Source organism: Blastococcus sp. SYSU D00813 (genome assembly GCF_054050735.1).
Genome location: NZ_JBJGZX010000002.1, coordinates 100,422 through 125,551, shown reverse-complemented (window position 1 = coordinate 125,551; position 25,130 = coordinate 100,422). Strand labels below are relative to the sequence as shown.

The following is a 25,130-nucleotide window of genomic DNA, read 5'->3' as shown; positions in this document are numbered from 1 at the left end:
GTCCGGACCGGGGGACGTCGCGTCAGGCGGCCAGCGGCTCGCGCAGTGCGTCCGGGAGGACGACGCGGCGACCGGGCACCAGCGTGACCACCACGGCCACCGCGGCGCCGGCGACGGCGAGCAGCAGCGCCCCCGGCACACCCGACGCGCCCTCGATGAGCGCGCCACCGAGGGCGGCGCCGATGGCGGAGGCCCCGACCGTCACCGTCGACAGCCAGGTGAACGCCTCGGTCGTCGCCTGGGCCGGCGCGATGGAGCCGACCAGCGAGTTCTGCACCGTCAGGGTCGGGGCGATCACCGAGCCGCCGAGGAACAGCAGGGCGCCCAGCACCCACGGGCTCGACACCGCGGCCAGCGGCGCCAGGCCGAGGGTCGTCCCCAGCAGCAGCCACCGGTACTGGCGGGGCAGCGAGGCGCTCAGTACGCGGGCACCGAACCAGAGCCCGCCCAGCACCGAACCCAGGGACCAGACGGCCAGCAGGACACCGGACATCCCGGGCGAGCCCGCCTCGTCGGCGAAGGCCGGCACCGCGACCTCGAGCGCACCGAACCCGACCATCAGCGCGGCGCAGCTGATGAGCACCCGCGGCATGCCCGGCGCCCGGACGGTGGAGAGCACGCCGGTCTGCACGCGCCCGGCCGCGACCCAGCCGCGCATCGCCTTCGACGTCGCGATCCCGAGGGCGCCGGCGACCGCGAGCACCCCTGCGGTGGCGACGGCGACCGCCGGGGCCACGAGGACGGCGAGGGCGGCCACGAGCGCCGGGCCGACGACGAAGACGAGCTCGGTCGTGGTGGCGTCGAGCGCGAAGGCCGCGGGCCGCACGCGCGGGTCGACCCGCGACCACAGCGCCCGCACCGTGCCGCTGACCAGCGGCGTGGCGGCGCCGGCCGCGGCCGAGGCGGCGACGATCGCGACCGTCGGCGCACCCGCGAGCACGACCGCGACGAGCGCGGCGAGCAGCAGCGGGTAGGCCGCGGCCTGGACCAGGAGCACCGGGCGCGGCGAGCGGCGGTCGGCCAGCCGGCCGAGCACCGGCGCCATCACCGCCATGGCGATGCCGAGGGTGGCCGAGGCCAGGCCCGCCACCGCGTAGGAACCGGTCTGCTCCTGCACCATGAGGAGCAGCGCCAGCGGCACCATGGCCGAGGGCAGGCGGCCGGCGAAGCCGCCGATGAGCAGGGTCGGAGCCGACGGGAGCCGCCAGACGGAGAGGTACGCGCGCACGGTGGTACTCGATTCAGCACTACGGGGAATGTGTAGGCGGTCATCAACCGTTGACCACCTACAGGCCACGTTAGCCAGCCGGAGGTAGGGAGTCAAATGAACTACGACACCTACGCGTCGAACGCCGTGGAACTGGCGATCGACCTGGCCAACGTCGACCGCGAGGGCGGCGCCTGGGCGGCCGACTTCCTGCGCGCCCACGACGAGTGGTTCTCCGACGGGTCGGCGCGCGACCTCACCGCCGACGAGGCCGCCGCCGCGGGCGAGACGGCGGACCTGGTGCGGGCCGTCGCGCTGGCCGAGACCCAGGACGAGGTGCTCACGCGGCTCAACGCCCTGCTGTCCCTGGCCAACCCACAGCCCTACGCCACCGACCACGACGGCGAGCTGCACCTGCACTACTCCCAGCCCGAGGCGCCGGTGCTCGAGCAGCTGACGACGACCGTGGCCATGGGCCTGTCGCAGGTGGTCGCCCAGCACGGCTGGCAGCGACTGGGCGTCTGCTCGGCCGAGGGCTGCGACGACGTCTACGTCGACACCTCGCGCAACGCCAGCCGGCGCTACTGCTCGAACACCTGCGCCAGCCGCTCGACCGTCGCCGCCTACCGCGCCCGCCGCAAGGCCTGATCGGAGTCGCTCGAGTGCGTTTTCCGCACTCCAGCGACTCCACTAGCGTCGCCGCGTGAGGTCACCGCGGCACTGGGACGCCCGCCTGCACGCGGCGATCGGCGCGCTCCCCGCCTCCCCCGCCGACCGGTGGCTGCGCCGGCTGTCCACGGCCGCCGACCACAGCGTGCTCTGGTTCGGCATCGGCGCGCTCATGGCCACGCGCAAGGGCGAGCTGCGGCGCGGGGCGGTGCGCGGCACCGGGTCGCTCGTCGTCACCAGCACGGTCGTCAACGCGCTGCTCAAGCAGGTGTTCGGGCGCCGCCGGCCCGACCTCTCCGTCCTCGGCGAGCACCGGCTCCTGCGGCGCAGCCTGACCACGCACTCGTTCCCCAGCGGGCACTCGGCGTCGGCGGCCGCGTTCGCCACCGGGGTCGCGATGGAGAGCCCACTGGCCGGGGTCGCCCTCGCGCCGGTGGCCGCGGCCGTCGGCTACTCACGGGTGCACGTGGGCGTGCACTACCCGGGCGACGTCGTGGCCGGCTTCGCCGTGGGGACGGCGGTGGCCGCGGCCAGCCGGCGGTGGTGGGCGGTCCGGCCGCGGACGCCCGCCCGGGTGCGCCCGGCCCTGTCCGCCCCCGCGCTGCCGGGCGGCGAGGGGCTGGCCGTGGCGGTCAACCCCCGCTCGGGCGCCGAGACCTACGACCCCTCGGCGGAGATCCGCGACCTGCTGCCGAAGGCCGAGGTGCTGGAGCTGTCGGAGGAGCACGGCGTCGCCGACCTGCTCGGTGAGGCCGCCCGGTCGGGGCGGGCGCGGGCGCTGGGCGTGGCCGGGGGCGACGGCTCGGTCGCCGCGGCCGCCGCGGTGGCGCTGGGGCACGGGCTGCCCCTGGCCGTCATCCCGGCGGGGACGCTCAACCACTTCGCGCGGGACGTCGGGGTCGAGACCGTGGCGCACGCCGCCGAGGCAGTCGTCTCCGGGTCGGCGGTGAAGGTGGACGTCGCCTCGCTCAACGGGACGCCGTTCCTCAACACCGCGAGCATCGGCAGCTACCCGGAGATGGTGCGCCGCCGCGACGAGCTGTCGGGCCGGCTGGGCAAGTGGGCGGCGATGACGGTGGCCGCGGCGCAGACCCTGCGGCACGGGACGCCGGTGTCGCTGCTGCTCGACGGCCGGCGGGTGCGGGTCTGGATCCTGTTCGTCGGCAACTGCGAGTACACCCCGCGCGGGCTGGCGCCGGCCTGGCGCCCCCGGCTGGAGGACGGCCTGCTCGACATCCAGTACCTGCGCGCCGACATCCCGTTCAGCCGCACCCGCGCGGTGCTGGGCACGCTGCTCGGGGTCTCCGACCGGGTGTCCGGCTACGCGTCGGTGCAGGCGCGCGAGGTGGCGGTGCGCTCGCTGTCGGGGCCGCAGGAGGTCGCCTACGACGGCGAGATGGGCGACGCCGACACGGAGTTCACCTTCGCCAAGGGCGGCTCGCTGACCGTCTACTGCTGCCGGACGACGTAACTCGGGCGGCCCTGCTGCGGTTTTCTCGGTGCTCTGGCGGCGCTGCAGCACCGCAGGAGCACGAGGAAGACCGCAGGAGCCTTGGCGTTGCCGGGTGTTGCTCCCCGTTGCGCGTCCTGCAGGGCCGCCGAGGCGCGAGTTCCATCCGCGATGGGCCCGATCGGGCGGTTGTCCACAGCGAGTGCTGCGACCGCGATGCGGGCCTGGCTAGTCTCCCGACTTCGTGACGACGGGGAGGTGGCGCGTGTCTGCCGGGTGGACGGCGCGGACGACGGCTGCGCTCGCGGTGGCCGCGGCGGTGCTCAGCGGGTGCTCGGACGAGCAGCCCGCCAACGACTCGCTCCCCGAGCCGAGCACCCAGGCCTCGGAGTCCGAGGACGCCCTGCCACCCCTCGGCCCGCCTGAATTCCCCGTCCCCGACGAGGCGCGGCAGAAGACACCGGAAGGCGCACTCGCATTCACTCAGTACTACATAGCGCTGATCGAGTACACCGCAGATCACACGGCGGATCCGCAACCACTACTTGAGCTGAGTAGCGGGTGCGGCACCTGCACTCGGATCGCCCAATCGTTCGCGGACGACCGAGCGGCAGGGAACGTGTATGACGACGTCACCATCCAGTTCACCGCGGCGGGGCCCGGAATCTTAACGGGCGGCCAAGCGGATGTTGGCTTCGTTCTATCGCAGAGCGCCGTTGTGGTTCGAGACGCTCAAGGATCACCGGTGGAGGATCGCTCAAGCGAAGCTACCACCGACCTGCAGTCGGGGGCCTTACTCGAATGGCGAGCCGATTGGCATGCGTGGCTGATCACGACTCTGACCATCGGTTGACATGAAGCGGATTGCCCTAGTGGGGCTATTCATCGCTGCCAGCACCGCGGTTCTGCCAACCGGCGACGCGCAAGCCTGCGTAGTGGCGGCTTGCCCTGAGCCTGAGGTCAACATTGGCTCCGGCGCTCTTACGGCGAGCTACATGGAGATGGCCTCGGGTGTCTGGACCGCCAGCAACGCGGCGGTCCCGAATCATCCTTATACCTACCGCCTCCTCACCCCCTGTGGCGCCGCACAGGAAGCCGGCGAACCATGTCAAGACTCCGACGATCGGGCCTGCGTTGCGCCGCCGGACCGCGTTGTGAGGGAACTCGTTCTGCAGCAGCGGCGCTTGGTACTGACCACCGGAGGAACCATTGATGGCTATCCCGTCGTAGGCGGCACCGCACCGGGCACACCAGTAGGGCCGTGGCTTGCTTCTCCCCGACAGTGCGTCGACGTGACGGCGCTGAACCCGGCGCCCACGCCGGAGGAGGTGTTCCGCTACTTCGAGCGGTTGCCTCTTCCCCAGCTCCCGACCCTCCAGCAGCCGCCCGGCGACGCCCTCGTCGGACTGCCCGTCATCTTCTTCACCGACGGCCCGACCACGCAGACCTACAGCCTCGACATCCGCGGCTTCACGGTCGACATCGTCGCCACCGCCGAGGCGTTCACCTGGCGCACCGGCGACGGCGCCGAGCTCACCACCACCGACCCCGGCGCCCCCTATCCCGACCAGACGGTCACCCACGACTACGCCTCGGGCACCTACACCGCCTCGCTCACCACCACGTGGAGCGGCACCTTCAGCGTCGACGGCAGCGCGAGCGTCGACGTCCCCGGCACGACGACGACCGACGGCCCGCCCGTCACCTTCACCGTCGTCGAGGCCCGCGCGGTCCTCACCGACCCGTACGACTGACCTCACCGAGGGTGAGGCCGAGCCGGGTCCGCCGCCCCACCCCGACCGCACCGCGCGCGATCGGATTGACCTCCGCCGCCTGCCTGTCAGGGTCAGCGCGCTGACCTGGAGGCCGATGCCGGAGGGGGTGCGCAGCCATCCCGGAGAACCTCGCCCTCCGCCGTGTCCTCCTCGGCCTCCTCCTCGCCGTCGCAGGCTGGCTGCTGCTCGCCGTCGTCGCCGACCGCGCGTACGCCGGCGACGACCGTCCGGCCGCCGCCGCGGACGACGACGAGCACTCAGGTCCGTCCGCGGAGCCCGGACCGGACGACCCCGACGACGACGAAGCGCCCGAGTGGGAGCAGAGGCCCGACAGCGAGGACGACGCGGCCGAGGACGACGCGGCCGAGGACGACGCCCCCGAGCAGCACCCGTCCGGTGTGCCGTACGCCGAGCCGGCCGGGACACCGGACACCCCGACGCCGAACCCACAGGCGGTCCCGCAGCCGGACCCCGAACCGGCACCCGCGCCCGAACCGGCACCTCAGCCCGCCCCCGCTCCCGCACCGGGACCCGCACCGGCGACCGCGCCGCCTCCAGCACCCGCCGCCGAGCCGGCCCCCACTCCCCAACCGGCACCGACACCCGCGGCCACACCCGCTGCGGACGCCGGCGCCCCCGCCGACGTCGCGCCCGCACCGCCCGCCACCGAGTCACCCGCTGCCGCCCCGGCCACCACCGCTCCAGCCACTGCCGAGCCGGCCCCCACCACCCCCGCCGCGATCGAACCGACGGTGACCGAACCGCCGGCGACCGGGCCCCTCACCGCCACCGGGTCCCCGCCCGAGGACCTCACCGTCGCCGAGATCGCCGCGACGGTCGCCGACGTCTCGCCGTCCCCCATGACCTGCGTGCCCCAGCCGGCCCGCGCGGGGCCGGCCGGACCCGCGCCGCCGGAACCCCGCAGCGCCCCACGCGCCCCGGCGACCGAGGCGGCGACAGTGGCACCGGTCCCCGACACACCCGCACCGGCTCCGCACCAGGCCCCGCCCGTGCCACCGCCCGCACCGGCCGCTCCGCCCGCGCCGAGCGGCCCCTGCACGTCGGCCGGCGGCAGCACCGTGCACGCCTCCGGCACGCACGCCCCCGACACCTGGTCCTCCCCCGCGGCCGTCTGTGCCGCCGGCGCGGGCACCGAGGTCGCGGCGGAGATGCGCCGCCTCGAGCGGGCCGCCGAGCGCGCGATCGACCGCGAGGGCGACCCCGGCTCGTCCCCCGGCTGACCCCGCTCGACCCGACGCGCACGCCCGCGCGAGCCCCGAGCCGCGCGCGCCCGTCCCCCTCCGCCCGCTCAGCGGTGCGCATCTCTCGCCGTCCCGACCCGGGGATCTCCCATGAGACCGCTCCAGCACCCCCTCCCGCTCCCCCTGCCCGAGCCGCGCGACGCCCACCGGCTGGTCAGGGCCGCGTTCGACCGCGGCCTCGCCCTCCTCGCGCTGCTGCTGGTCCTGCCGGTGCTCGTCGCCGTCGCGGTGGCCGTGCGGGCGACCAGCCCCGGCCCGGCGCTCCGGCGCAGCCCGCGGCTCGGCCGCGACGGGCGCGCCTTCGGCCTGCTCACCTTCCGCACGACGGTGACCGCGTCGGTCCCGTCGGACGACGGCGTGCTCGTCCCGCTGCGCCCGGAGACGGTCACCCCCGTCGGCCGGTTCCTGCGCCGGCACGCGCTGGACGAGCTGCCCCAGCTGCTCAACGTCCTCGGCGGCCAGATGTCGCTCGTGGGCCCGCGGCCGCGCGAGGTCGCGGTCGCCGGTCCGCCCGCGTCGAAGCCGGGCCTGCTCGGGACCGGGGACGACGACGCCGTCCCCCGGCGCTCCCTGCCGGCCGACCTGACCGTCCTGGGCCGGGCGCTCCGGACCGCGCTGCGCGGCGACGGCGGATGATCCGCTGAGAGGCCCGGAGGCCGCCTACCGTGTACGGAGTGCAGCACCTGTCCGCCGCCGTGGCCGCCGTCGTGCGGTCGTTGGTGGAAGAGCGTGGCTGGTCGGGTCGTCAGCTGGCCCGCGAGACCGGCATCAACCAGGCCAGCGTGGCGCGCAAGCTGCGCGAGGAGAGCCCGTTCGACCTCGACGACCTGCAGGCCATCACCCAGGCGCTGAGCGTCGACCTCGTCGACCTGATGAACGCCGCCGCGCGGCTGCTGGGCTGAGCCCGCGCGTCAGGCGACACCGCGGGACCCTGCGGGCGGGTTTCGCACGATGCCGGCGGGATCCGGGCCGCACCGTCCGGGATTCGGCTGCAGCGTGCGTGCCGGCCCCAGCGAGTCAGGCGCGCCGGCGGGCGAAGCGCCAGGCCAGGATCGCGGCCACGACGGCGGCGAACATCATCCCGACGCCGATCAGCGTCGTCTGGGTCGTCCCGAGCAGCACCAGGACGACGCCGACGACGACCACCGCGATCATCTCGACGGCCACCACGAGCAGCAGCAGCCCCAGCAGCGCCTTCCCCATGCGACCAGGGTGCCCGCTGCCGACGCCGTCCGACAGGCCACCTCACCCTCCGGGGCCAGGGCGCCGCTGGGCAGGCGGGGAGACCGCGACCTCACTACGGTCGTGATCAAGGGTGTCCCGCCCGCCGACGTGGGCATGAGGGCACCGACACGGTTCATTCGACGGAAGAGGTCTGCCCATGTTGGTCCGCCGGATCGCCCGGCCCCTGCTCGCCGCGCCCTTCATCTACGGAGGGATCAGCACGCTCCGCAAGCCGGAGGACCGCGTGCCGGGTGCCGCCCCCGTGGTGGAGAAGATCGCCCAGACCGCCGACAGCCAGCTGCCCGTCGAGGTGCCCAAGGACGTCGAGCAGTGGGTCAAGATCGACGCCGGCGTGAAGGTGGCCGCGGGCTCGCTGCTCGCGCTCGGCAAGCTGCCCCGCCTGTCCGCGCTGGTGCTCTCGGCGTCGATCGTCCCCACCACGCTGGCCGGGCACCGGTTCTGGGAGCACGACGACCCGACCGAGCAGTTCGGCCAGATCTCGAACTTCCTGAAGAACACCGGCCTGCTGGGCGGCCTGCTGCTCGCCGCCGTCGACACCGAGGGCCGCCCGTCGGTCGGCTACCGCGCCAAGCGCGCCGCCAAGCTGGCCGCCAGGGCGACCGAGGAGAACTACGAGAAGGCCGCCAAGCGCGCGAGCAAGGCGCACAGGAAGGCGGAGAAGAAGGCCAAGAAGCAGGCGACGAAGGCGAAGAGCTGACCGAGCCACTCCCGCCCGCGGCCGCGCTCCGGAGGATCGCCTTCCTCCTGGAGCGCGCCCGCGAGCCCACGCACCGGGTCGCGGCGTTCCGCACCGCCGCGGCGGTCCTCGACGGCCTGGACGACGCCGAACTCGACCGGCGGATCCGCACGCGGACGCTCACCGACCTCAAGGGCATCGGCCCCAAGACCGGCGCCGCGATCGTGCAGGCCCACGCCGGCGAGGTGCCCGAGTACCTGGCCAGGCTCGAGGAGGCCCACGCCGACCTGGTCGAGCTGGCCGACGACGTCGCGCAGTACCGCGCCCTGCTGCGCGGCGACCTGCACAGCCACTCCGACTGGTCCGACGGCGGCAGCCCGATCCGCGAGATGGCCGAGGCCGCCATGGGGATCGGGCACGAATATCTCGCGCTGACCGACCACTCGCCGCGGCTGACGGTCGCCAACGGGCTGACCGCCGCGCGGCTGGAGAAGCAGCTCGACGTGGTCGCCGCGCTCAACGAGGAGCTGGCGCCGTTCCGGATCCTCACCGGCATCGAGGTCGACATCAACCTCGACGGCAGCCTCGACCAGACAGACGAGCTGCTCGAGCGGGTGGACGTCGTGGTGGCCAGCGTGCACTCCGACCTGCGCGCCGACCGGTCGGCGATGACCGAGCGGATGCTGGCCGCCGTCGCCAACCCGCACGCCGACGTCCTCGGGCACTGCACCGGCCGGCTGGTGATCGGCCGCAGGCAGCGCAACGGCACCCAGCGGCCCCGCCCGGAGAGCCAGTTCGACGCGGAGGCGGTGTTCTCCTCCTGCGTCGAGCACGGGACGGCGGTGGAGATCAACTCCCGCCCCGAACGCCTCGACCCGCCGCTGCGGCTGCTCTCCCTCGCCGTCGAGCTCGGCTGCGAGTTCGCCATCGACACCGACGCGCACGCGCCCGGTCAGCTCGACTGGCAGTCCAACGGCTGCGAGCGCGCCGTGGAGACCGGCGTCCCGCCCGAGCGCGTGATCAACACCTGGTCGGCCGACGAGCTCCTCGACTGGACCGCCGGCTGAGCGGTCGCGCCGAGGCCCACGGGCGCGCGCGAGGGTGCACGACGGGACCGAACACGGCCAACCGAGGCCGTCGGAGGCGGCCGGCCGGGCGGCCACGGCTGTGAGTTATGAGAAGTTTGGGAGAACTCCAGATCACCGGCGACGCCCTCACGCGCCGCGACCGCGCCGCCACGCCGCGCCGCGGTCACGCACCGTGAGACTACTCGCACGTAAATGGAATCGAATGGGCTGCGTCACAAATTGACGCTCATCCGGCGCTGGCACACTCCCCGGGGCGGCGATCCTGCCGTTCTTGCACCGGGAGTTGCCCAAAAATGCTCGACAATGCGATCGGACCCGCGACCACGGTCCGCGGCGCCGGCGCGGACCGACCGTCCTCCGCCCGGCGACTGGGTGTCGGGGCCATGGTCGCGCTCCTCGCGGCCACCCTGGCGGTCCCCCTCGTGGACGACCGCGGCCTGGTGGCGACCGCCGGGATCGTCGTCGCGGTCGCCGGACTGGGGGTCCTCGTGGCCACCCGGACGCGGACGTCCGCGGGCCGGCGGCCGGTGCACACCCTGGTCCAGATCGCCCTGCACCTCTCGCCCGTGCTGCTGCTGACGACGATATTCCCGCTGGTCAGCCCCGAGATCACGGCCACCCGCGTCGGCGGGGTCAGCCTCACCTCGATCGTCCTCGCCTCGTCGATGACCGTCCCCTGGCTCAGCCAGTCGGTGTGCATGCCGCTCTACCGCGGGATCGGGGAGCACCTGCACGCCGGCGACCGGGACGCCCTGCTCGCCAGCTTCTGCCGGGTCTGGCCACTGGTGGCGGTGCGTGCCCTGTCGATCGTGGCGGTCTTCGCCATCCCGGTGCAGCTGGTCATGGACTGGTCGTTCACCGCACTGGGTGCATATCTGTGCCTGACCATTCTTCACCTGTTCTTCGTGCAATTGCTGGTCATCAGCAACACGGCCGACAGGCGGCCATTGTGGGCCGCCGCCTGGACCGCGTACGCAGCCATTCTGTTCCTCGCGCCGACGTGGTGGTTTCTGCCGCCGGTGGCCGGCAGCCTGGTCCTCCTCGTCGCCCTGCGCCGGCACCTGCGCCAGTTCGCGAACCCGCTGCACCTCGACGTCCGCGACGTCGCGTCGGACCTGCTGCGGGGGCTCCTGCTCGGCGCCGTCCTCTGGGCGGACAAGCTGCTGTTCTTCCTGACCGCCGGCCAGGACTTCGACGTGAGCACGGTCTTCCTGGCCCTGCTGCCCGCCGTCCTCGCCTACAACATGTACTTCGTCGTCCTCGCCCCGCGCTTCGACGACGACGTCCGCACCATGCGGGCGGCGATGGAGTCCGAGCCGCTGCACCGCCTGGGCGCGCACTCGAGCCGGCTCGCGACGACCGTGGCGTGGACCGTCGCCCGGACGGGGCTGGCCGGCGCCGTCATCGGCTTCGCCCTGACCGCTCTCGTCGCCGCCTGGCAGCCGGACATCGCCTGGCTCACCGCGTCCGTCTCGGTGGCCTCCTGGGGCTTCATGATGACGACGGTCGTGTCGTACAAGCTCGACTACATCGGCCAGCGGCTGCCCGCCCAGGTGTACGGCGCCCTGCACCTGGCCGCCTGCGTGCTCGCCTTCACGCTGCTGCCCGCCGGCGCGCCGGTGTACCTCGCGCTCGCGGCGTTCGAGGCCGTGCTGCTCGTGGTCGCGCTGCGCACGTGCCTGCGCCACTGGCGCGTCCCCGAGTACACGCTGTTCTGGCGCCACGCGACGTCCTGGTGAGCGGACCGACCCCCAGGCCCCCCCATCCGCGCGGAGAGAGCCGCACACCCACCCGACTCCGCTTCGCCCAGCGGACGCCGAGCACGAGAACAGGAGCAGGTCACCAGATGACCGAGAACGCCGGACGCGAGGACGTCGACGTCGCCATCGTCATGGAGTCGACCTACCCCTACCTCAAGGGCGGCGTCTCCGCGGTGGTCCACGACATCGTCGTCGGGAACCCCGACCTGACCTTCGGGATCATCCACATCACCTGGGACTCCTCCAGCCCCCAGGAGGACCTCTACGGGATGCCGGCGAACGTCCGGTGGGTCCACCCGATGTACCTGAGCATGCAGGAGCACCGGGAGGACTTCCGCGACCTGACGCCGCGCGACCTCCGGATGCGCCCGGCGGCCCGCACGCAGCTCGCGCACCGGGTCTTCGACGCCCTCGACGCGGTCGTGCAGGGCGACCCGGAGCCCGTCTGGTCCCTCTACGACGAGGGCATGAACCCGCGGACGCGGGACTACCCGCTGTGGGCCCTGCTGGGCACGCAGGAGTTCATGACCGTCATGCAGCAGCGACTGCCCGACCTCGGGCTCTCGCTGGTCGAGACGTTCTGGCTGCTGCGCGAGTTCTTCTCCCTCGCCTGCGCCGTGCTCGGCAGCGACCTGCCCCGGGCCCGGGTCTACCACGCCCACACGACCGGCTACGCGTCGCTGCTCAGCGCCGCGGCCGCCCGGCAGAACGACGGGAAGTTCCTCCTCACGGAGCACAACCTCTACGTCCGGGACACGATCAACATGCTGCTCGAGCGCGACCTGGCCCTGCCGGTGACCGCGACCGACTGGCGCACCTTCGACGTGCCGCCCACCGAGCGGGCGTGGATGACCTGGTGGATCGAGATGGGCCGCCTCTGCTACCCGAGCGCCGAGGTGATCACCTACCTCTACCCGAAGGCGATCACCGAGGCCGCCGACCTCGGGGCACCGGTCGAGAAGAGCGTGATCATCCCGAACGGGATGGTCCCCGCGTCGGTCGAGCCGGCCTACCAGCAACGGCTCGCCGCCCTCGAGGGCATCCTCACCGGCCCGCCCGACCGGATGTGGCAGCTGGCCTACATCGCCCGGGTCGTCCCCATCAAGGGGATGCTCGACCTCCTCGACACCGTGCACCTGCTCCTCCAGCGCGGGATCAGGAACTTCCACGTCGACGCGCTGGGGCCCACCACCCACGACCCGGGCTACTACCAGGCCTGCCTGGACAAGGTGGCGCTGCTCGGGCTCGGCGACCACGTCACGTTCCACGGCGTCGTCGACGTCAAGGAGCGCATCGGGCAGTACGACCTCCTGGTGCTGCCCAGCTACAACGAGGGCCAGCCCATCGTCGTCCTGGAGGCGATGACCGCCGGCATCCCCACGGTCGGCACCGAGGTGGGCGGCATGGCCCAGCTCGTGCACGACCCGCTCACCACCCCGGCCGGCCACACCTGGGGCCCGTGCGGCCTGCTCGTGGACCCGCTGCACAAGTCGCCCAACATGGCCGAGCAGCTGGCCGACGGGCTGGCCGCCGTCATGGCCGACCCGGCGCTGTACGCGGAGTTCGCCCGCAACGCGCGTGGCCGGGTGGAGGACTTCTTCCAGCTGAGCGACGCCATGCGCGCCTACAACGACCTCTACCGCGAGCTGGGCGGCCTGCCCGCGGCGACCGTGGACAGCGGCCGGCGCCCGGGCGCCCACCGAGCCCCCGTCGCGGTGCCGGCGCCGGTCGAGGACCGGTTCCCGCTCGTCCGGCCGGACCGCCGGAGGGCCCGGCTGCCGCGCCTGTCCCGGCTGCGGCCCATCGCCTGAGGTCAAGGACGGCGGAGCGGCTGCCGATGACGGTCACGTGCTGCCCGCCGTCCTCGGATCCCTCCTCGTCCTCCCCTGGCTGGTGACCGCCGGGTCCTCCGCCCGGGGCACCCGCGCCCTGCCCGTGTCCCGCTGGACGAGCGCGCCCGTGCCCGTCCCGCACCGCACACCCACCCACCCCGACGACTGGGTCCTCCTCGTCCGCTGACGGCACCCGCGCCACCGAGGCGTGGGACAGGAGTGACGCCCGAGACTCCACACGCACAGTAGTTGGACAGCTGCAACGCGTGCTTGCTTGACTGGGACGACATCAGGTCCCCGCTCACTCCCCTGGGCGCTGCGGCGGATCGCGTCCGGCGACTCGCTGCCCCGCGCAGCGGTGGAGGCTCCCGGTGGGCAGGCACACCAACACCGCGTACACGGCTGTCCACCGGGCACCCGGCCGCGCACCACACCTCTGGGCCGCGGGGCGGCGCCTGCTGCGCGCGGTCGTCGTCGCGGCCCTCGCGGTGGTCCTCGTCGCGGGTCCCGAGACCGGCAGCCGGCCGGCCACGTCGGTGGAACCGGTCCCCGCAGCCGCAGCCCTCCGGGCGCACTGCACCGACTGGGCCGGCTGCCGGGACCTCGTCCGCGCCGCGCTGCGGGTCCTCGCCGGCGCGTCGGCGTCGCGGGCCGGCCGGCCGGCGCTCCCGTCGCCGTCCGCCGCGCCGTCCACCGCGCCGTCCACCGCGCCGGCGGCTGCACCGACGACCACCGCGGCACCGACGGGTACCGCCACCCCCTCGGCCACGACAGACTCCCGGCTCGTGCGGTACGCGCCGACGGACGAGGTGTTCGCCAACCCCGAGCGCGGCTTCTACCACTACACCGAGACCCACTGGTCGCCCGACGGCAGCGCGTACGCGCCGCTGGACGTCGCCCGGCTGACCGCCTGGCGGACGACGGAGTCGGTCAGCCTCGTCTACCGGGTGTTCTACCTCGACGGGCTGGTCGACCGGGACGCCGTCGACCAGCGGTTCCTCGACCAGGTCGCCGGCGACCTCCGGGCGGCGCGCGCCGCGGGCGTGCAGCTGGTGGTCCGCTTCGCCTACTCCGCCGACAGCGGCAGGGACGCCCCGCCGGCCCGCGCGGTCGGCCACGTCCGGCAGCTGGCCCCGGTCCTGAACGCCGGCGCGGACGTCGTCTTCGTGCTGCAGGCGGGCTTCGTCGGGCGGTGGGGCGAGTGGTACTACTCCGACTCCTACACCTCCGACCCGTCCCGCCCGTGGGAGCTCACCGACGCGGACTGGGCGAGCCGGGACCGCGTCCTCGACGCCCTGCTGGACTCGACCTCCCCCGGCATCTGGGTGCAGGTCCGCTACCCCGCGATCTCGCAGCGGCTGCTCGGCTCCGGCGACCCGCGGGCGGCACGCGTCGGCGTGCACAACGACTGCTTCCTGGCCAGCGACACCGACATGGGGACGCTGAACTCGGCCGCCGAGCGGACCTGGCTGGCGGACCGGTCCCGGACGCGGCCCGTCGGCGGCGAGACCTGCGGTGCCAACGCGCCGCGGTCGCTGTGGGAGACCGCGGCCGCGGAGCTCGCCCGCTACCACTGGAGCTTCCTCAACGCCGACTACTCCCGCGACGTCCTGGACTCCTGGGGCCCGTCCGGACGGACCACCGCGGCGCGGCTGCTCGGCTACCGCCTGAGCCTGACGTCGGCCACGCTCCCCGGTTCCGCACGGGCCGGCGCCACGGTGCCGGTCGAGCTCACCCTGACCAACCAGGGGTGGGCCGCACCGCTGTCGGCCCGCCCGGTGCAGCTGGTGCTCCGGGCGGGGACGCAGACCGTGGCCGTGCCGGTGCCGCTGGACGTGCGGACCCTCGCCCCCGGGACGACGCGCACCGTCCGCGTCGACGTCCCCGTGCCGGCCGCCCCCGGCGTCTGGGCCGTGTCGCTCGCCCTCCCCGACGCCGCCCCCGCGCTGGCCGGCGACCCGGCCTACGCCATCCGGCTGGCCAACCAGGGGCTGTGGGACCCGGTCACCGGCCGCAACGACCTCGGCCACGCGATCACCGTGCGCTGAGTGTGATGTGCCCGGCGGCCCGGGAGCGGACGGCGGAGGTCTGGCAGGCTCGACCCGTGGTCACCCGCCGTGGCGCCTGGATCAGGTACCAGGACGCCCTGTCCGAGCAGCAGCTGGAGTTCGCGGCCGAGAACTACCAGGTCGCGATCCTGCAGCCGTGGGAGACCGAGGCGGTCGGCTGGCTGAAGGACCGTCGTCCGGACATGACCGTGCTCGCCTACAAGTGCCTGTCCTCGGTCCGCGACTTCGAGTCGGGGCCGATCTTCACGTCGGGCGTCAGCCTCGAGGAGGCCGAGGAGGCCGGCGAGGAGTGGTTCGGCCACCGCGAGGACGGCAGCCGGATCCAGTGGGCCACCTACCCGGGGCACTGGCAGATGGCCGTGTGGGACCCCGAGTACCGGGAGCGCTGGGTCGACAACGTCGCCGACTTCCTGGACGGCACCCGCTGGGACGGCGTCATGGCCGACAACGACGTCTTCGACGACTACTACGGCCTGCGTCCGCCGATCGAGGGCGGCCGCGGGATGGCCGACATCCGCGCGGCCATGGACGTCTTCGTGCCCGAGGCCGGCGAGCGGCTGGCCGGGATCGGCAAGCTGCTCGTGCCGAACATCGCCGAGTCCCGCCGGGACCCGGGCCGGTGGGCGCGGCACGCGGCGTGGGGCGGCGGCTTCGAGGAGGTCTGGCTGGCCTGGGGGCCGCAGGACCACCTCGACCCGGTCAGCGCCCTGGCCCAGATGGAGGAGCTGCGCGGCCCCGGGATCAGCGTCATGCGGATCGCCACCGACGGCCGCGACGACCACCCCAACTTCCTGTACGGGCTGGCCGCGCTGTGGGTCTTCGGCGGCGAGGAGCAGGCGTACTTCTCCGCCACCGACCACGACGGCTACAGCGGGACGCCGTTCGTGCCCCAGCTGAACTGGGACCTCGGGGCGCCGCTGGCCGGCCCGCAGCAGCGCGGCAACGGCTTCTGGCGGGAGTTCGCCGACGGCTGGGCGGCGGTGAACCTCAACGACAACCCCCGCCGCTCGGTCTCCTTCACCGTCCCGTCCGGCCTGCGCACGGTCGACGGCGACCCGGCGCCGGCCAAGGTGAAGCTGCAGCCGCACGAGGGCGTGCTCTACACGCGCCGGGGCTGATCAGCGCCGGCGGGTCCAGCCCTCCCACGCCGAGGCGACCATCTCCTCGACGCCGTACCGGGCCTGCCACCCGAGCTCGGTGGCCAGCCGGTCGGCCGAGGCGACCACCCGCGGCGGGTCGCCCGCGCGGCGCGGCTCGACGACCGGCTCGGCCCACTCCTGGTCCGCCGTCCCGCTGACCGCGCGGACGACCCCGACCATCTCGCGCACCGACACGCCCTCGCCGCGGCCGACGTTCGCGGTCATGGCGGTCACCGAGCCGGAGCCCAGCGCCCGCGCGGCCGCGACGTGCGCGGAGGCGATGTCGGCGACGTGCACGAAGTCGCGGATGCACGTGCCGTCGGGGGTGTCGTAGTCGTCGCCGAAGATCCTCGGCGGCCGCCGGCGGTCCAGCTGCTGGAAGACCATCGGCACGAGGTTGGACACACCCCGGTCGGTGAGCTCCGGCGCCGCCGTCCCGGCGACGTTGAAGTAGCGCAGGCTGGCGTACCGCAGCCCGGTCGCGCGGGCGGTGTCGGCCACCATCCACTCGCCGACCAGCTTCGTCGTCCCGTAGGGGTTCACCGGCCGGCAGTCGACGTCCTCGTGGACCAGGTCGACGTCGGGTGCGCCGTACACGGCGGCGCTGGAGGAGAAGACGAAGGACCCGACGCCGGCCTCCGACGCCGCCTCCAGGAGCACCCGCAGGCCCTCGACGTTCTCCCGGTAGTAGTGCAGCGGACGGCGGACCGACTCCTCGACCTGCTTCTTCGCCGCGAGGTGCACGATGCCCCGGACGGCGTGCTCGCGCAGGGCGCCGGCGACGAGGTGGCGGTCCAGGACGCTCCCGGCGACCAGCGGGGTGCCGGGGATGCGCGCCGGGTCACCGGTGGAGAGGTCGTCGAGGACCGCGACCTCCTCGCCCGCCTCGCGCATGGCGCGGACGACGTGCGCCCCGATGTACCCGGCTCCGCCGGTGACGAGCCAGGTCATGCCCCGACGGTAGTGCGGCGGAGACGCCCGGCGGTCGCGTCCGGCGGAGACCCTGCACACCCCGGCCGGGGGCCGGGCTACGGCTTGCGGGCCAGCAGGCCGGCCGCCTCGAGGTCCGCCGCGGCGGCACGCAGCCCCGCGAAGTCCGTGCCCGACACCGACGCGACGTCGAGCAGCGACGTCGCCCCGTCGGAGTAGGCGAGCACCCACAGCATCGCCATCACCGCGTCGGTCGCCGCCTTGCCGCCGGTGGTCGGGTAGAGGCCCCGCTTGCCCAGCTGGGGCTCGCCGTACGGGCTGAGGTTCTCGTACCGCTCGTCGTGCTCCAGGACGTCGAGGACCTCGAGCACGGCGAGGTGGGCGTCGGCCAGCTCCGCCGGCTGCACGAACCCCAGGTCGTCGGCGGAGGTGTGGTACTCGGGGTACTCCCCGTGCGGCGTGCGCGACAGCCGGCCGAAGGGCAGGTCGAAGCCGATCGCGTTGAACTGCCGCTCGTCGTAGCCGTACGGCGAGTAGCCGCGCACCTCCCCGCCGCGCCGCGTCACGACGTGGGAGGCGGCGCGGTCCACGTCCCGGTCCCCCCGTCGCGTGCGCTTGTAGACCAGCGGACCCGGCCCGCCCAGCCCGGTGACCACCAGCCCGTGCCGCAGCCGCGGCAGGACGTCGGGGTTGCGGCTGAGCCAGGTGATCGAGCCGATCGTCCCGGGCGCGAAGAGGAACCGGTACGTGTACCGGCGCGACGGCAGCGCCATCAGCGTGCGGGCGACCTCTGTGGCGACGGCGATCCCGGCGAGGTTGTCGTTGGCCAGCGACGGGTGGCACACGTGCGCGGTGACCATCACCTCCTCGGCGGTCTCCCCCGGGATCACCAGCTCGCCGTAGGTCAGCTCCCCGGGCCCGATGGTGGTGTCGACGACGACCTCGTACGGCCCCTCGTCCATCGCCTGCAGCTGCCGGTCGGTGAGGCAGAAGCCCCAGTCGCGGCTGTAATAGGTGGTGCGGTACGGGATCCAGTCGGGCCGGTCCGGCAGCGTGTGCAGGTGCGGGCGCAGCTCGCTCAGCGTCATGGTGGCGCGGACCGGCACGCTGTAGCCGACCAGGTGCAGGTTGTGCTCCCGGAAGTCGACGACCCGCCGCCCGCTCGCGTCGGCGATGTAGGCGTCGCGGACGTTCCACTCGTCGTTGATCGTCCAGTCGAACGCCTGCGTGCCCGACGCGACGCCGTGCCGCTGCAGCGGCAGCGACTCGGCGAGCACGTCGAGCGTCGCCCGCACGCCGTCGCCGGTGATGCTGCGGCAGATCGGGTACAGCCGGGCCATCGCCGCGTGCATCGACTCCCCGAGCCCGGCGAGGTCCCGCTCGCCGGACCGCAGGGCGTCGACGACCCGCGCGAGGCTCACGACCTCGTGCGCAGCAGGTCGTCCAGCCGGCCCTCCGCCCGGAGCCGGTTGACCCGGTGCAGCCGCACGTACCGCTCACCCTCGAAGTCCTCGGCGCTCAGCCCGATCCGGTCCATGTCGACGGCGAGCTCCTTGATGCCGTCGAGCACCGTCCACCCCGGCCGGAACCCCGGCAGCTGCGTGGAGATCTTCGTGAAGTCGACCTTGTAGTCGCGCTTGTCGGCGCTCGCGCCCTCGGCGAAGGTCACCGGCGCGCCCATCACCTCGGCCACGGAGTTGGCGATGTCGCGCACCTGCACGACGTCCTCGTCCCGGCCGACGTTGAAGGCCTGGTCGTGGACGACCTCCCGCGGCGCCTCGAGCACCGCCAGGAACGCCCGCGAGATGTCCTGCACGTGCACCAGCGGCCGCCACGGGCTGCCGTCGCTCTGCAGCCGCACCTCGCCGCGGGTGAACGCCGTCCCCGTCAGGTTGTTGACCACGATGTCGGCGCGCAGCCGCGGCGAGGAGCCGTACGCGGTCGCGTTGCGCAGGTACGTGGGGCTGAAGCCGTCGTCGGCCAGCGCGCCGATGTCCCGCTCGGCCATCACCTTGCTCTCGCCGTAGGGCGTGACCGGGTTGAACGCGCTCTCCTCGCTGACCGGGGCGTCGCCCGCGGCGCCGTACAGCGAGCAGGAGGAGGAGAAGAGGAACCGCGGCACGCCGGCCGCCTTGGCGGCCCGGGCCACGTGCGTCGCGCCGTGGGCGTTGACCGAGTAGGTGGCGTCGGGGTTGAGGTGCCCGACCGGGTCGTTGGAGATGGCCGCTAGGTGCACCACCGCGTCGAAGCCCTCCAGGTCGGCGGGGACGACGTCGCGGATGTCGCCGGTGCGGGAGACGTAACCCCGCGGCTGCTCGCCGAAGTCGCAGCCGTCGTACCAGCCGGCGTCGAGGCCCTCGACCTCGTGCCCGGCCTCGAGCAGGGCGGGCACGAGCACCGCGCCGATGTAGCCGCGGTCGCCGTTCACCAGAACACGCATGGGGCACTCACTCCGGGTCGGTGCAGGGTCAGGTCGGGATGCGGCGGGGTGCCGCGAACGGCCGCAGCGCCGGCGCCACGGGGCGGCCCCGCAGCAGGCCGTCGGTCGAGCCGGCGTGCAGGGCCTTGGTGTACACGGTCAGCGCCTCGCCGACCGCCTCGACGGTGCGGTCGACGTCGTCGTCGGTGTGGGCGGCGGAGATGACGAACGACTGGCCGAGGACGCCGCGCTGCAGCATCTCCTGCAGGAACAGCGTCCGGAACTCCTGCGAGGGCCGGCCGAGGTGGTCGCGGGTGACGAAGACGAGGCAGGACGGGCGCCCCACCACGGTGAAGGAGTCGGCGATCCCGGCGGCGGCCGCCGCCGCGTTCGCCCCCTCGGCCAGCCGCCGGCCCCGCTCCTCCATGACCGCGACGACGTCGCGCTCCCGGTAGGCCTGCGCCACCGCCAGGTAGGCGGCCAGGCCGGTCGTCTCGGGGCCGTGCGTGGTGGAGAGGAGGAAGGTGCGCTCGGCGTCGGTGCGCAGGCCGCCGAGCTCCATGAGCTCGCGCTTCCCGGCCAGCGCGGAGACGGCGAAGCCGTTGCCCAGCGCCTTGCCCCACGCCGAGAGGTCGGGGGTGACGCCGTACACGCCCTGCGCCCCATGCCGCGACCAGCGCATCCCGGTGATCATCTCGTCGAAGACGAGGACGAACCCGTCGCGGTCGGCCAGCGCCCGCAGCCCCTCGAGGAAGCCCGGCGCCGGCTCGGCCAGCGCGGTGGCGGCCTCCAGCAGCACGCAGGCGATCCGGCCGGGGTGCTCGGCGAGCAGCGCCTCCACCGAGGCCAGGTCGTCGTAGTCGAAACCGACCGTGAGGTCGCGGTGCGCCTGCGGGATGCCGGCGGACATCCCGGTGGTGCCGATGAACCAGTCGTCGGTGGAGAAGAACGGGTGCGTCCGGCAGACGGCGACCAGGTCGCGGCCGGTGGCGGTCCGCGCCAGCTTCACCGCCGCGGTCGTGGCGTCGGAGCCGTTCTTGGCGAACTTGACCATGTCCGCGCCGGGCACCTGGGCGAGGAACTCCTCGGCGGCCCGCAGCTCCCACACCGAGGGCCGGCTGAAGCTGACCCCCGAGCGGGCGGCCTCGGCCACCGCCTCGACGACCGGCTCGTACGCGTGGCCGAGGGTCACCGACCGCAGGCCCATGCCGTACTCGACGTACCAGTTGCCGTCGACGTCCTGCACGTGCGCGCCCTGCCCGCGAGCGATGACCGGCGCCATGTCCTCGGGGTACTGGTCCGAGCCGCGGGCGTAGGTGTGCGCCCCGCCCGGCACGAGCTCGTGCAGGCGGGCCTGCACCGCCGTCGACCCGGCGAAGATCCGGTCGGTCATCGGGCGTCCAGCCTCAGCAGCAGCTTGGCCGGCACGAAGCCCTCGGCGTAGCGGGTCCGGCTCTCCATCCCGCGCAGCCGCAGGAGCCCGAGGAAGGTCTCGTCGTCCCACCAGTCGCGGCCCAGCTGGGAGGGGAAGGAGCGGTGCAGCAGCTCGACCTTGCGGCGGGCGTCGTCCTCGGTCACCCGGACGTAGGCGCTCGGCGAGCGCGCGTCGCCGTCCCACTTGGGGATCTCGTAGTGCAGCACCAGCGCGTCCCGCCAGACCGTGGTGACCAGCTCGCCGATCAGGCGGTGGTCCTGGTGCGCGTCGTCGGTCCGCGGCGCCAGCACCAGGTGCGGGCGGTGCTCGGCGGCGGTCTCCTCGAGCGCGTCCTTGACGGCGTCCCAGTGCGCGGGCAGGCGGCCGTCGGGCAGGTCCAGCACGCGCACCGACGCGCCGGGGAAGAACTCCGGCAGCGCGGCCTCGGCCTCCTTGCGCCGGTCGGGCGTGCCGGTGAGGACCAGCCCGCTGACCGTCGTCTCCGGCCGGCGGGCCAGGCCCAGGAGCGTCCCGCCGCAGCCGATCTCGATGTCGTCGGGGTGGGCGCCGATGCACAGGACGTCGAGGCGGCCGGCCGGGGGCAGCAGGTCGAGCACGGGCTACTTGCCGTCGGCGAGGGTGGGCTCGGGCATCACCACGGGGATGACCGGCTTGCCCGGCTCCACCGGCACGTCGCGCCACACCGCCCACGGGCTGGCCCCGCTGCGGTACTGCTCCTCCAGCGCCGTGCGCTCCTTGAGGGTGTCCATCGGCGCCCAGAACCCGTCGTAGGGGGTGGCGCAGAGCCGGCCGTCGGCGGCGGCGCGGACGAACCCGTCCATGACGAGGTCGTCGCCCTCCTCGAGGTAGTCGAAGATGCCCTGCCGCAGGATGAAGTAGCCGCCGTTGATCCGCATGGACATGTCCGCGACCGGGGTCAGGCCGGTGACCCGCTCGCCGCCGGCGATCTCCACGACGTGGAAGGAGTCCTGCGGCTTGACGGCGAGCAGGTTGGCGACGGCGTCCTTGCCCTCGAACTCGGCGATGAGCTCGTTCATCGGGGCGTCGGTGAGCACGTCGCCGTAATTGGCCAGGAACACCTCGTCGTCCTCCAGGTACGGGCGCACCCGGCGCAGCCGCTCCCCGATCGCGGTCGAGATGCCGGTGTCGACGAAGGTGATCGTCCAGTCGCTGATGTCGGTGGCCAGCATCTGCACGTGCTGGCCGCCCTTGGTGAGGACGAAGTCGTTGGAGCTGGTCTCCCGGTAGTCGAGAAAGTAGTTCTTCACCGCCTCCGCGCCGTAGCCCAGGCAGAGGATGAACTCGGTGTGCCCGAAGTGCGCGTAGTAGCGCATCACGTGCCACAGCACCGGCCGGCTGCCGATCGGCATCATCGGCTTGGGCAGCGACTCCGGGCCGGTGCGGATCCGCATGCCCAGCCCGCCGCAGAAGATGACGACCTTCACCGCTGCACCCCCCGCGGCTCGACGACCTCCAGGCGGGGCAGCGCCACCACCAGCTGCCCGCCCCAGTCGCGGACGTGGGCGAGCTGCGCGGCGATCTCGTCCCGGAGGTTCCAGGGCATGATCAGGACGTGGTCCGGCCGCGCCGCGTCCAGGGCCTCCGGCGCGTGGATCGGGATGTGCGTGCCGGGCAGGAACTTCCCGTGCTTGAACGGGTTGCGGTCGACGGCGAAGGCGATCAGGTCACCGCGGATGCCGCAGTGGTTGAGCAGCGTGTTGCCCTTGCCGGGGGCGCCGTAGGCGACGACGGACTCGCCGCGGCGCGAGCGCTCCACGAGGAACTCGACGAGGTCGTTGCGGACCGTGGCCACCGCCTCGGCGAAGCCGGCGTGGCCCTCGAGGGTGTGCAGCCCGGCGGCCTCCTCGGCGGCCAGCACCGCGGCGACGGCGTCGCTGGGCGGCGGGGCCTGCTCGGCCGGCATCGACCAGGTGCGCAGCGACCCGCCGTGGGTGGGCAGCTCCTCGACGTCGTAGACGGCCAGGCCGGCCTCGGCGAGCACCCGCTGCGTGGTCAGCAGCGACAGGTACGAGAAGTGCTCGTGGTAGATCGTGTCGTACTCGTTGCCCTCGATCAGCCGCATGAGGTGCGGGATCTCGATCGTGACGGTGCCGCCGTCGGCGACCAGGGCGCGCAGGCCCTTGGCGAAGTCGACGATGTCGGGCACGTGCGCGAAGACGTTGTTGGCGACGACGAGGTCGGCGGCACCGTGCCGGGTCGCCACGTCCCGGCCGGTCTCCTCGCCGAGGAAGGCCACCTCGGTCGGCACGCCCTTCTCGACGGCGGCCTCGGCCACGTTGGCCGCCGGCTCGATGCCCAGCGCCCGGATCCCCCGGTGGACGACGTGCTGCAGCAGGTAGCCGTCGTTGCTCGCCACCTCGACGACGAAGGAGTCCGGCCCGAGCGACAGGCGGTCGGCGGCGTCCTCGACGTAGGCCTTGGCGTGCGCGACCCACGAGTCGCTGTAGGAGGAGAAGTAGGCGTAGTGGCTGAAGATGTCGCCGGCGTCGATGTAGGCCGGCAGCTGCACGAGCAGGCACTGCGCGCAGATCCGCACGTGCAGCGGGTAGAACGTCTCGCCGGTGTCGAGCTGGTCGGCGGTCAGGTAGCTCTCGCAGGGCGGGGACATGCCCAGGTCGACGAAGGTGTGGGTCAGCTCGGCCGAACAGAGCCGGCACCGGGGGGCGCTCATGCGCAGGACCTCCTGGTCGCGTCGGACCGGCTCCGTGCCGGTCGCGTGGACTCGCGGTGTGCGCGCACGCCCTCACCCCTTCGACTGAACATCCTCCGTGACCCTGGGTCACGCTAGGGATGAGACGGAAGTGGGACAGGGGATCGGCCGCGATGATCGCTCCGCCGGGCGTGCCACCACCGTGCGTGCTCAGCCGGTGACGGCCCTGCTGACCGAACGTGCTGGTCAGGTCACTGCTCGGTGAACGTCGCCGGTCACGACGGTGACGGATGGTGAGCGCCGCCGCCCTCCCGGCCGGCCCACCCGCCGCGCGGACGGCGCTCCGCCCGCACGGACGGCGCTCCGGCCGTCACCGACGGCGAGCGATCTCCGCCGCGTGGACGACGTCCTGCGCCGCCCGCCGCGGCGAGGCGAACTCGACGTCGACGTCCTCGGCCCACCCGGCCCAGTCGTCGCGGGCCTCCGCCATCGCCCGCGCCACGGCCGCCACCGTCGGCTCGACGAGCCAGGTGCCCTTCTTGTCGCGCAGGTTCGGCGCGATGCCGGCGACCGACGACACCACCACCTGCAGCCCGGCCACGTACGCCTCCAGCGCGGTGAAGCCGAAGACCTCCTCGGTGCTGGGCAGCACGAGGGTGTGCGTCCGGGCGAGCAGCGCGACCACGCCGGACTCGTCGAGGAAGCCGTGGAAGGTCACCCGGTCGGCCACCCCGAGGGAGCCCGCCAGCTCCTGCAGCGCGGCCATCTCCACGCCGTCCCCGGCGACGTCCAGCGTCGCGCCGTCCCCCAGCGTCGCGAACGCCCGGATCAGCGTCGCCACGTTCTTGCGCTCGATCAGCTGACCCACGTAGACAAACCGGTGCACGGCGTCCGGCGGCCCGCCCGCCCGCAGCTCCCGCACGCGGCGGTCGAACTGCCCCAGGTCGATGCTGTTGACCGTCTCGACGACCCGGTCCCGGGCCGCGCCGTCGGTCACCGCCGCCTCGGCCGCCGCCGGCCCGGGGACGACGACCGCGCCGGCGTGGCGGAAGACGAACGAGCGCAGCCAGGCCGCGGGGCCGCCGGAGAACTGGCGGCTCTGCAGCGTGCTCTCGGCGTAGAGGACGTAGGGGATGCCGCGCAGCCGGGCCAGCAGCGCCGGCCACAGGTGCGCGGGCTGCCACCACTCCTGGAAGACCAGCACGTCGGCGCCGCGCAGGAGCCTGCGCGCCACCCCGGGCCGGAGCACGGCCGCGGGCTCGTCGAGCCGACGGGCCACCGGACCGGGCAGCGGCAGCTTCCAGGAGCCGACGACGGCCGACCGGTAGTCCGGCGTCTCCCGCCAGACCCAGTGGCGGACCTCCTCCTCGCGGAAGTAGAAGGACACGTCCAGGTCGGCCAGGTCGCTCAGCTCGCGCCACATCGGTTCGCGGTACGGGGCCTGGGTGTCGGTCAGCCACGCGATCTTCATGCACCGCTCCCCGGGAAGACGGCCGGGGGCAA

General features: G+C 73.7%; 25 protein-coding genes. 14 read left to right on the top strand and 11 right to left on the bottom strand.

Annotated elements, in window-relative coordinates; all coding sequences use genetic code 11:
* Positions 1 to 22: 22 nt before the first annotated feature.
* Positions 23 to 1,228: an MFS transporter gene (locus tag ACI8AX_RS02010; RefSeq protein WP_456548114.1), complete on the bottom strand. Its 1,206-nt coding sequence runs from the start codon at positions 1,226 to 1,228 to the stop codon at positions 23 to 25.
* Between the two features lie 96 nt (positions 1,229 to 1,324).
* On the opposite strand from ACI8AX_RS02010, the gene ACI8AX_RS02005 reads away from it, so the two are divergent.
* The 4 genes from ACI8AX_RS02005 to ACI8AX_RS01990 all read left to right on the top strand — a co-directional run bounded on the left by ACI8AX_RS02005 (position 1,325) and on the right by ACI8AX_RS01990 (position 5,080).
* Positions 1,325 to 1,855 (top strand): CGNR zinc finger domain-containing protein, encoded by a 531-nt coding sequence (locus ACI8AX_RS02005; RefSeq protein ID WP_456548113.1) that lies wholly within the window; start codon positions 1,325 to 1,327, stop codon positions 1,853 to 1,855.
* A 55-nt stretch (positions 1,856 to 1,910) separates the two neighbouring features.
* Positions 1,911 to 3,347, top strand: coding sequence for a phosphatase PAP2 family protein (locus ACI8AX_RS02000; protein ID WP_456548112.1), 1,437 nt, complete (start codon positions 1,911 to 1,913; stop codon positions 3,345 to 3,347).
* 244 nt (positions 3,348 to 3,591) lie between these two features.
* The gene (locus ACI8AX_RS01995; protein ID WP_456548111.1) at positions 3,592 to 4,179 is read left to right on the top strand and encodes a DUF6318 family protein; all 588 of its coding nucleotides are present in this window, start codon (positions 3,592 to 3,594) and stop codon (positions 4,177 to 4,179) included.
* Between the two features lie 439 nt (positions 4,180 to 4,618).
* Complete coding sequence (locus ACI8AX_RS01990) at positions 4,619 to 5,080, top strand: hypothetical protein (protein ID WP_456548110.1); 462 nt, start codon at positions 4,619 to 4,621, stop codon at positions 5,078 to 5,080.
* Positions 5,081 to 5,172: 92 nt separating this feature from the next.
* Here ACI8AX_RS01990 and ACI8AX_RS01985 read toward each other — a convergent pair whose 3' ends face one another.
* Complete coding sequence (locus ACI8AX_RS01985; protein ID WP_456548109.1) at positions 5,173 to 5,358, bottom strand: hypothetical protein; 186 nt, start codon at positions 5,356 to 5,358, stop codon at positions 5,173 to 5,175.
* A gap of 753 nt (positions 5,359 to 6,111) precedes the next feature.
* On the opposite strand from ACI8AX_RS01985, the gene ACI8AX_RS01980 reads away from it, so the two are divergent.
* The 3 genes from ACI8AX_RS01980 (at position 6,112) to ACI8AX_RS01970 (ending at position 7,265) form a co-directional block, all read left to right on the top strand.
* On the top strand, positions 6,112 to 6,342 hold the full coding sequence (locus ACI8AX_RS01980) for a hypothetical protein (RefSeq protein ID WP_456548108.1): 231 nt from the start codon (positions 6,112 to 6,114) through the stop codon (positions 6,340 to 6,342).
* 111 nt (positions 6,343 to 6,453) lie between these two features.
* Positions 6,454 to 6,999: a sugar transferase gene (locus tag ACI8AX_RS01975; RefSeq protein ID WP_456548107.1), complete on the top strand. Its 546-nt coding sequence runs from the start codon at positions 6,454 to 6,456 to the stop codon at positions 6,997 to 6,999.
* 38 nt (positions 7,000 to 7,037) lie between these two features.
* Positions 7,038 to 7,265, top strand: coding sequence for a helix-turn-helix domain-containing protein (locus ACI8AX_RS01970; RefSeq protein ID WP_456548106.1), 228 nt, complete (start codon positions 7,038 to 7,040; stop codon positions 7,263 to 7,265).
* A 115-nt stretch (positions 7,266 to 7,380) separates the two neighbouring features.
* Here ACI8AX_RS01970 and ACI8AX_RS01965 read toward each other — a convergent pair whose 3' ends face one another.
* Positions 7,381 to 7,566, bottom strand: coding sequence for an MYXO-CTERM sorting domain-containing protein (locus tag ACI8AX_RS01965; protein WP_456548105.1), 186 nt, complete (start codon positions 7,564 to 7,566; stop codon positions 7,381 to 7,383).
* A gap of 178 nt (positions 7,567 to 7,744) precedes the next feature.
* On the opposite strand from ACI8AX_RS01965, the gene ACI8AX_RS01960 reads away from it, so the two are divergent.
* From ACI8AX_RS01960 to ACI8AX_RS01930, 7 genes are all read left to right on the top strand, one after another.
* Positions 7,745 to 8,305 carry a DoxX family protein gene (locus tag ACI8AX_RS01960; protein WP_456548104.1) on the top strand — a complete coding sequence of 187 codons (561 nt, stop codon included), beginning with the start codon at positions 7,745 to 7,747 and terminating at the stop codon, positions 8,303 to 8,305.
* A complete protein-coding gene (locus tag ACI8AX_RS01955; protein ID WP_456548233.1) occupies positions 8,302 to 9,351 on the top strand; it encodes a PHP domain-containing protein in 1,050 nt (349 codons plus the stop codon). Before ACI8AX_RS01960 ends, ACI8AX_RS01955 begins: the two co-directional genes overlap by 4 nt.
* 404 nt (positions 9,352 to 9,755) lie before the next feature.
* Positions 9,756 to 11,111 (top strand): hypothetical protein, encoded by a 1,356-nt coding sequence (locus ACI8AX_RS01950; RefSeq protein ID WP_456548103.1) that lies wholly within the window; start codon positions 9,756 to 9,758, stop codon positions 11,109 to 11,111.
* Positions 11,112 to 11,218: 107 nt separating this feature from the next.
* A complete protein-coding gene (pelF, locus tag ACI8AX_RS01945) occupies positions 11,219 to 12,943 on the top strand; it encodes a GT4 family glycosyltransferase PelF (RefSeq protein ID WP_456548102.1) in 1,725 nt (574 codons plus the stop codon).
* Positions 12,944 to 12,980: 37 nt separating this feature from the next.
* Positions 12,981 to 13,151, top strand: coding sequence for a hypothetical protein (locus ACI8AX_RS01940; RefSeq protein WP_456548101.1), 171 nt, complete (start codon positions 12,981 to 12,983; stop codon positions 13,149 to 13,151).
* A 184-nt stretch (positions 13,152 to 13,335) separates the two neighbouring features.
* Complete coding sequence (locus tag ACI8AX_RS01935) at positions 13,336 to 15,012, top strand: DUF4832 domain-containing protein (RefSeq protein ID WP_456548100.1); 1,677 nt, start codon at positions 13,336 to 13,338, stop codon at positions 15,010 to 15,012.
* Positions 15,013 to 15,068: 56 nt separating this feature from the next.
* Complete coding sequence (locus ACI8AX_RS01930; RefSeq protein WP_456548099.1) at positions 15,069 to 16,151, top strand: putative glycoside hydrolase; 1,083 nt, start codon at positions 15,069 to 15,071, stop codon at positions 16,149 to 16,151.
* On the opposite strand, the gene galE is transcribed toward ACI8AX_RS01930, so the two are convergent.
* The 8 genes from galE to ACI8AX_RS01890 form a co-directional block, all read right to left on the bottom strand.
* On the bottom strand, positions 16,152 to 17,123 hold the full coding sequence (gene galE / locus ACI8AX_RS01925; protein ID WP_456548098.1) for a UDP-glucose 4-epimerase GalE: 972 nt from the start codon (positions 17,121 to 17,123) through the stop codon (positions 16,152 to 16,154).
* Positions 17,124 to 17,200: 77 nt separating this feature from the next.
* Complete coding sequence (locus ACI8AX_RS01920; protein WP_456548097.1) at positions 17,201 to 18,523, bottom strand: DUF4910 domain-containing protein; 1,323 nt, start codon at positions 18,521 to 18,523, stop codon at positions 17,201 to 17,203.
* The gene (locus ACI8AX_RS01915) at positions 18,520 to 19,542 is read right to left on the bottom strand and encodes an NAD-dependent epimerase/dehydratase family protein (RefSeq protein WP_456548096.1); all 1,023 of its coding nucleotides are present in this window, start codon (positions 19,540 to 19,542) and stop codon (positions 18,520 to 18,522) included. Before ACI8AX_RS01915 ends, ACI8AX_RS01920 begins: the two co-directional genes overlap by 4 nt.
* 28 nt (positions 19,543 to 19,570) lie before the next feature.
* Positions 19,571 to 20,914, bottom strand: a complete 1,344-nt coding sequence (locus ACI8AX_RS01910; protein WP_456548095.1) for a glutamate-1-semialdehyde 2,1-aminomutase — start codon at positions 20,912 to 20,914, stop codon at positions 19,571 to 19,573.
* The gene (locus ACI8AX_RS01905; protein WP_456548094.1) at positions 20,911 to 21,552 is read right to left on the bottom strand and encodes a PIG-L deacetylase family protein; all 642 of its coding nucleotides are present in this window, start codon (positions 21,550 to 21,552) and stop codon (positions 20,911 to 20,913) included. The genes ACI8AX_RS01910 and ACI8AX_RS01905 overlap by 4 nt, the downstream gene beginning before the upstream one ends.
* A gap of 3 nt (positions 21,553 to 21,555) precedes the next feature.
* Positions 21,556 to 22,401 (bottom strand): sugar phosphate nucleotidyltransferase, encoded by an 846-nt coding sequence (locus ACI8AX_RS01900; RefSeq protein ID WP_456548093.1) that lies wholly within the window; start codon positions 22,399 to 22,401, stop codon positions 21,556 to 21,558.
* On the bottom strand, positions 22,398 to 23,648 hold the full coding sequence (locus tag ACI8AX_RS01895; protein ID WP_456548092.1) for a class I SAM-dependent methyltransferase: 1,251 nt from the start codon (positions 23,646 to 23,648) through the stop codon (positions 22,398 to 22,400). The genes ACI8AX_RS01900 and ACI8AX_RS01895 overlap by 4 nt, the downstream gene beginning before the upstream one ends.
* A 349-nt stretch (positions 23,649 to 23,997) precedes the next feature.
* Entirely contained in the window at positions 23,998 to 25,098 is a 1,101-nt protein-coding gene (locus tag ACI8AX_RS01890) for a glycosyltransferase (protein WP_456548091.1), read from the bottom strand.
* Positions 25,099 to 25,130 lie beyond the last annotated feature (32 nt).

Excerpts from the sequence above, each read along its gene's own strand:
- ACI8AX_RS01910 (WP_456548095.1), bottom strand. The coding sequence starts at position 20,914 with ATGACCGACCGGATCTTCGCCGGGTCGACGGCGGTGCAGGCCCGCCTG.
- ACI8AX_RS01960 (WP_456548104.1), top strand. The coding sequence starts at position 7,745 with ATGTTGGTCCGCCGGATCGCCCGGCCCCTGCTCGCCGCGCCCTTCATC.
- ACI8AX_RS01950 (WP_456548103.1), top strand. The coding sequence starts at position 9,756 with ATGGTCGCGCTCCTCGCGGCCACCCTGGCGGTCCCCCTCGTGGACGAC.
- ACI8AX_RS01915 (WP_456548096.1), bottom strand. The coding sequence starts at position 19,542 with ATGCGTGTTCTGGTGAACGGCGACCGCGGCTACATCGGCGCGGTGCTC.
- ACI8AX_RS01890 (WP_456548091.1), bottom strand. The coding sequence starts at position 25,098 with ATGAAGATCGCGTGGCTGACCGACACCCAGGCCCCGTACCGCGAACCG.
- ACI8AX_RS01975 (WP_456548107.1), top strand. The coding sequence starts at position 6,454 with ATGAGACCGCTCCAGCACCCCCTCCCGCTCCCCCTGCCCGAGCCGCGC.
- ACI8AX_RS02005 (WP_456548113.1), top strand. The coding sequence starts at position 1,325 with ATGAACTACGACACCTACGCGTCGAACGCCGTGGAACTGGCGATCGAC.
- galE (WP_456548098.1), bottom strand. The coding sequence starts at position 17,123 with ATGACCTGGCTCGTCACCGGCGGAGCCGGGTACATCGGGGCGCACGTC.
- ACI8AX_RS01895 (WP_456548092.1), bottom strand. The coding sequence starts at position 23,648 with ATGAGCGCCCCCCGGTGCCGGCTCTGTTCGGCCGAGCTGACCCACACC.
- pelF (WP_456548102.1), top strand. The coding sequence starts at position 11,219 with ATGACCGAGAACGCCGGACGCGAGGACGTCGACGTCGCCATCGTCATG.
- ACI8AX_RS01965 (WP_456548105.1), bottom strand. The coding sequence starts at position 7,566 with ATGGGGAAGGCGCTGCTGGGGCTGCTGCTGCTCGTGGTGGCCGTCGAG.